Source organism: Streptomyces phytophilus (genome assembly GCF_013870535.1).
Taxonomy (GTDB): Bacteria; Actinomycetota; Actinomycetes; order Streptomycetales; family Streptomycetaceae; genus Streptomyces; species Streptomyces phytophilus.
The window spans coordinates 1-2,196 of sequence record NZ_JACBXC010001028.1; the positions used below are offsets into that span (position 1 = coordinate 1).

The following is a 2,196-nucleotide window of genomic DNA, read 5'->3' on the forward strand; positions in this document are numbered from 1 at the left end:
ATGTGCGGTGTCCTCGGTGAGGGTTCCTCGGGGGAAGAGGGACTGTTGCTCAAGGGAGGTGTTCGGCTACTCCAGGGAGGTCTTCAGCGCGTCGACTTCCTCGTACGCCTCACGCGCGGCCTCGTCGGGACCCGTCTGCCCCGAGGTCATCGCGCCGACGGCCTTGGCGACGGGCAGTTCGCCGTTGGTGGCGCCGACGAGCGCGCCCTCGCCCTGGTCGATGCCCCACCGCTTCATGTCGCCGACGCCGGCGACGAGCTGGTCGAGCAGTTCGGGGGAGAAGACCTCCTCCATGGACTTCCTGGTGTCGACGCCCATGTCGCTGGCGCGCCAGGCGTCGACGTAGCGCTCGGGCTCCCCGGGGGTGCCGGTACGGACCGGGATCTTGCCCTCGGGCGCCATCCCGAACCAGTCCTCGTAGCCGGCGCTCATCATGTACTCGATGAACTCGGTCGACGCCTCGGTCTCGGCGGTCCTGGTGGCCAGCCACGAGGTGATCTCGCCGAACTGGGCGGGCTCGGTGCCGCCGGGGCCCGTCAGCGCGGTGACGATGCCGCTGTTCTCCGCCAGGAACCCGGGGTCGTCCTTGCACTCGGCGCAGCTCGGCAGGGCGTCGTTGCGCAGCCCGGCCAGCTCGTCCAGCAGGAACGAGGACCAGATGATCATGCTGGACCGGCCGGCGAAGTAGGTGGCGCGGGTGGTGTCGACGGTCTGCAGCCCGGGCGGGCCGTACCGGCGGGCGAGGGAGTCGTACGCCTCGAAGGCGGTGCGGCACGCCTCGGAGTCCAGGCCGATGTCGCCGGCGTCGTCGACGAGGTCGCAGCCGCCCGCGAGGGCGAGGTCCTCGAAGCTCTGCTGGGTGAAGACGTCGGCGGGGTCGGTGGCGACGGAGATGCCGTCGCGGCCCTCGGTGTCCAGCGTCTCGGCGGCCTTCAGCAGGCTCGCGTAGTCGTCGGGGACGTCCAGGCCGGCCTCGCGGAAGAGGTCCTGGCGGTACGCGACGATCTGCACCCAGGCGTCGGAGGGCACCCCGAGCCGGGTGCCGCCGTCGGCGGTCAGGCGCAGCCCGTTGGCGTCGAAGGTGTCCTTGCCGAGCCGGTCGACGACCTCGGCGGGGATGCGGGTGTTCAGCAGCTCGTTGCTGTACATCTGCCAGGACTGGCCGAGCGGCACGGCCCCGATCACGTCCGGCAGGTCACCGGCGGCGGCGGCCGACATGATGAGCTGCGGGAGCTGGTTCTCGTCGACGCCGACGAGTTCGACCTCGACGCCGCTCTCCTCCTCGAAGCGGTCGATGACCTTCCGGGTGTGGGCGATGCGGTCGGTCAGGCTCTCCTCCGACCACACGGTGATCTTCCGGTCGGGCCTGCCCGGACCGGAGGCGTCGGTGGCGCAGCCGGCGAGCACCCCCATGGCGAGGGTGCCCGCGAGCAGGGCCGAGGTCCTCGACCGCCGGGTCCACGTGCGCATGTTCTGATCCTTTGACTGTTCCTTGGATCGACTTAAGCGTTGGCGGACTGCATCACACCACTACTTTTTCATGTTGACAAGACATAAGTCTGAGATATCTTCGACGCAAGTCGTTAACAGCCGTGCCCCCGACCAGCCCAACCGGAGCACCCACCGTGGAACGCGTCGTCCAGTTCACCGCCCCCCGCCAGGTCGAGGTCGCCGAGCACGAGAGCGCCCCGCTGCCGCCCGGCCACCTGCGGGTCCGTACCCGCTACTCCGGCATCTCCGCCGGGACCGAACTCACCGCCTACCGGGGTACGAATCCGTATCTGACCCGCTCCTGGGACCCCGGGGCCCGGCTCTTCCGCGAGGACGCGGCGGGCCTTTCGTATCCGGTCGCCGGCTGGGGCTACTCCGAGGTCGGCGAGGTCACCGAGGTCTCCCCCGAACTGGCCGGCACCCCCGGGCTGCCCGCAGCCGGCGACCAGGTCTGGGGCATCTGGGGCCACCGCAGCGAGGGCGTCGTCCCCGCCGAGCGGCTGGCCGGGCACACGCTGCCCGCCGGGCTCGACCCGCTCGCCGGGTCGTTCGCCCGGGTCGGAGCCATTGCATACAACGCGGTCCTCGCCGCCGGCATCCACGTCGGCGAGGACGTCGCCGTCTTCGGGCAGGGCGTCATCGGGCACACCGCGGACCTCCGCGAGCAGTCCGTCTCCGTCGCCGAACGCCTGGCCGCGCTGAGTG

At 70.9% G+C, this 2,196-nt stretch carries 1 protein-coding gene and 1 pseudogene; one reads left to right on the top strand and one right to left on the bottom strand.

The genetic code is table 11. The features are described from left to right. Positions 1 to 66: 66 nt before the first annotated feature. Positions 67 to 1,470 carry an ABC transporter substrate-binding protein gene (locus H5J30_RS28605; RefSeq protein WP_181790181.1) on the bottom strand — a complete coding sequence of 468 codons (1,404 nt, stop codon included), beginning with the start codon at positions 1,468 to 1,470 and terminating at the stop codon, positions 67 to 69. Positions 1,471 to 1,625: 155 nt separating this feature from the next. On the opposite strand from H5J30_RS28605, the pseudogene H5J30_RS28610 reads away from it, so the two are divergent. Continuing rightward, positions 1,626 to 2,196: pseudogene (locus tag H5J30_RS28610) on the top strand (oxidoreductase); the annotation flags it as partial.

Excerpts from the sequence above, each read along its gene's own strand:
- H5J30_RS28605 (WP_181790181.1), bottom strand. The coding sequence starts at position 1,470 with ATGCGCACGTGGACCCGGCGGTCGAGGACCTCGGCCCTGCTCGCGGGC.